Below are 3,670 nucleotides of genomic sequence, written 5' to 3' on the forward strand. Positions count from 1 at the left end.
TTTAGGTATTTTGATAAATGAAGTAGAAAAATTTAATTTCGTAAATTGGAATTCGTAGTTAGGTGGGTTTTGATGATGATAGAATTAAAATTTAGGCTAAAATAACAAAAAAGGAGGCGAAAATGCAAACTCAAAAAGATAAAATCGCCGTCGACATCAGTCAAATTCCGCAAGATGCTTTAAAAAGTTACGATAATTGGCGCTTTAGTAAGAATTTATTTATCGGGCTTTCCGCAACTTTTATAGTGCTTCTTTTTTCTTTCTTGATAGATCCTGCGCACCCATCATCACCTTTTTTATTTGCTGTGGCGCTTGGTGCGTCTGCTGCGTTAATACTCTTTTCATTGAGCTCGCCTAGACGCAAGCGGTATAGTGTATTTTTGTTTAGCGACGAGGGTAAGGCCTTTACCTTGATATGCACTGAAACTATCTCTCTTTTTTTCATTGCGGCGAGCTTATATGCGTTATTTTTGGATGCGGCTTTTAGTACGCCAACGACCGTGCAGGCGATCTTTATCATAATAATTATGCTTCCTATAGCAATCATATCTCATAACGCCAACGACGAATTTGCTGTCGATGAGACCGTATATCTACCGCAAAGAGTACTAAAATCGCAAGAGAAAATCAGCGAGCTAGCCACAGACGAGACGACTAATGGGCAAAATTTAAGCCAAGTGCAAGCCAATCAAAGCAACACAACCGAATCTGAGCCGAAATTTGAGTGCGCGAGCCATGAATCCGAGCCAAGCCAAAGCGACGAGGAGGCCGAAGCACTAGAATACGGCAAAGCTCTAGCTCAAATCCCCGAAAATTTAAAGCGTAGATATCAGATTCATCTTTTAGTTAGATTTGCCTTCGTGAGCTTTGCTGCGATGGCTTTTTTGATTATATCTTCAAACCCTGACAAGGGATTATCTGGAGCGTTCATATTTAGCGCCATTTGCGTAGGCGCATTTTTTGCTTCGGGGCGCAGGTATAGCAAACTTTTCGTCGAAAATCCCGAAAAAAGCAATACGATTTTTGCGATAGAAAATTTTGCGATCATGACGCTGGTTTTGTATTATCCAGTGGGTTCGTTGTTTTTGGAAGGCAAGGCTGTTCATAGAGACACATCGGCATTAGTTTTTGTCTATCTATATATACCGCTGATACCGATACTGTTGATAACGACCGTTGTTTGTTTGGCTCGTAACTTAAGCTTTTATAAGGAAATAAAAGAGTGAAATTTAAAAACGGCGAGGTTAAACTCGATGTTTAAATTTGTAAATAAATAGAGTAGGGGCGGCTAAATTAACCGCCCGAATTTAATGCAAATTTGAGCCTTAAGCCGCGTCAAATTTGCCGTCTAAAGCAAATCAGATAGGCAAAACGCGGATATTTGGGCTGAGGTTTTCTTGAAGTACGTTTTCGATCGCGTATAGCGTGCCGGTCGCACCGCTCGCGCAGCCGCTGCAAGCACCCATATAGCGGATATAGACGTCAAATTTACCCTCGGCGTCTTTTTGCAAATCGAGGATTTCCATGTTGCCGCCGTCCATCATCAGCATCGGGCGAACATCTCTATCTATGACGCTCTCGATGGCTTTTAGCTGGCCCACGACGGTCATATTTTCAAAGCTCACGTCGTCAAATTTGCCAGAAACCTGCGCGTCGATGACGGCTTGCTTTTTCTCCTGTTCCATCTCGGCTCTGGTGTCTGCGAGGATGTCCACGAGATAATACTCGCGCTTTTCGTGTCCGCCAGGGCGCACGCAGGACTTGCAAAAGGCGCCTGCTTTGGTGTATTGCGTGATTTCCTCGACCGTGTGTAGGTCGTTTAGGCGGATGACCTCCTTGATCGTGCCTAGGCTAACGCGCGCGCACTCGCACACGATGATCTCGTCCTCGAAATGCTCCGGATCCACGCCCTTATACTGCGCTGCGGCGGCCTTGATGACGTCGTAGGCCATGACCGAACAGTGCATCTTTTGCGGCGGGACGGCAGGGACGTCCGGGGTATCGCGCATGGCTTTTTCCACGTCGATGTTGGTGATTTTGACCGCTTCATCCACGGTCTTACCGATGCAAAGCTCGGCCATCGTATCGGAGCTCGCCACAGCCGTGCCGCAGCCAAAGCTTTTAAATTTAGCGTCCATGATGCGGTCGGTTTTCTCGTCCACGAGCCAGTATAGCCTCACTGCGTCGCCGCAGCTCTCTGCGCCAAAATCCGCCACGATGAGCTTGCCGCCTCTTGCTTTTGCCTCGTCCTCGGTGATCTCGCCCATAAATTTGGGATTGTTCATGCGGTCTTGGACGTTTTGGGAGTATTCGTCCCAGATGGAGCCGCCGATTAAATTATTTTTTGCCATTTTATTTCCTTTTTAGAGGCGTTGTCTCGCGAGCGTCTTTGAATGAGTTTGCAAAAATATCGTTGCTGCAACCTACGTGGTTAGCTTTGCTCATTTTTGCTTCACACCATTCAAATCCATCTCGCGATACGGCCGCCTGCTTCCTTTTAAATTTAACTCAAATTTGGGCTTTCAAAGCTCAAATTTCAATTAAATTTAATCTTAAATTTGAACGCAAAACATTCAGGCGAAGTATTTTTCTTTTTACTTCGCGCAAGCGCTCGTAACGAGACTTCACTACGAAGAGACGAGGCGGAAATAAGCCGAGCGAGGGCGCGTATACGAAATACGTAACCGAGCTTCGGCGAAATTTCCTTCTGCTTGCAGTTGCGAGTGCAACGAAGCAAAGCGACGTATAAAGGAAAAAGACAAGCCGTTACTTGCCGTTAGGGTTGTAAGCGTACGTGCATGAAATAGCTCGCAACCTCACTACCGCCTTTTTGATATGCTCTATCGCATAGTCGATCTCTTCTTCGGTGTTAAACCTCGATAGCGACAGCCTTAGCGCCGTATGCGCCAGATCGCTGCTAGCTCCGATGGCTTCCATTATCGGGTTGCTCTCTAGCGTCTCAGATGCGCACGCTGAGCCCGTAGACGCCGCGATACCGGCCTGATTTAGATCCCATAGCATCGCCTCGCCCTCGACGCCTTTTATGGCGGCTAGGATGGTGTTTGGTAGCCTGTGAGCGCGCTCTCCCACGACCGAGACGTCGGGTAGCTGTAGTAGAGCGTCCTCGAGCTTGTCGCGCAGGCGTCTAACGTGCAGATTTTCAAACTCGATTAGTTTATTGCTATTTTCCAGTGCTTGCGCCATGCCGACGATGCCCGCGACATCGAGCGTTCCGCTGCGTCTGCCGCCCATGTGTTCGCCGCCATGAAGCAGACTAGTTAGCTTTTGTGAATCCTTGATGTATAGGCCGCCCACGCCCTTTGGTCCGTGAAATTTATGCGCCGAAAAGCTCATAAAGTCCATGCCCATCTCGCGCACGTTTATCTTGATCTTGCCGACGGTTTGCGTTGCGTCGGTGTGAAATAGTGCGCCGTGCTCGTGGGCGATCGCCGCGCACTCTTTGATCGGGAAAATGGTGCCCGTTTCGTTATTTGCCCACATGATGCTAACGAGCGCGGTTTTATCGTCGATGAGCTTTCTTAGGTCGTTTGGATCGAGCAGACCGTTTTCGTTTACGGGTACGTAACTCACGCGCACGCCGTATTTCTTGAGCGACTCAAACGTCGCCGCGATCGCCGGATGCTCGACGGCGCTGATTACGACGTGATCC

The 3,670-nt window shown here is 47.8% G+C and carries 4 protein-coding genes; 1 reads left to right on the forward strand and 3 read right to left on the reverse strand.

The features are described 5' to 3' along the window. Positions 1 to 187 precede the first annotated feature (187 nt). The gene (locus tag Q0314_RS01490) at positions 188 to 520 is read right to left on the reverse strand and encodes a hypothetical protein (protein ID WP_298055727.1); all 333 of its coding nucleotides are present in this window, start codon (positions 518 to 520) and stop codon (positions 188 to 190) included. Positions 521 to 527: 7 nt separating this feature from the next. Between Q0314_RS01490 and Q0314_RS01495 the strand changes: the two genes are divergently transcribed. Continuing rightward, complete coding sequence (locus Q0314_RS01495; protein WP_298055729.1) at positions 528 to 1,226, forward strand: hypothetical protein; 699 nt, start codon at positions 528 to 530, stop codon at positions 1,224 to 1,226. A gap of 132 nt (positions 1,227 to 1,358) precedes the next feature. On the opposite strand, the gene Q0314_RS01500 is transcribed toward Q0314_RS01495, so the two are convergent. Beyond that, entirely contained in the window at positions 1,359 to 2,351 is a 993-nt protein-coding gene (locus tag Q0314_RS01500) for an iron-sulfur cluster assembly scaffold protein (protein WP_298055731.1), read from the reverse strand. A gap of 415 nt (positions 2,352 to 2,766) precedes the next feature. After that, the coding region (locus Q0314_RS01505; RefSeq protein ID WP_298055733.1) for an aminotransferase class V-fold PLP-dependent enzyme at positions 2,767 to 3,670 on the reverse strand (904 nt) is incomplete at its 5' end.

Origin of the sequence: uncultured Campylobacter sp., assembly GCF_938040115.1 — a bacterium.
Lineage (GTDB): Bacteria > Campylobacterota > Campylobacteria > Campylobacterales > Campylobacteraceae > Campylobacter_A.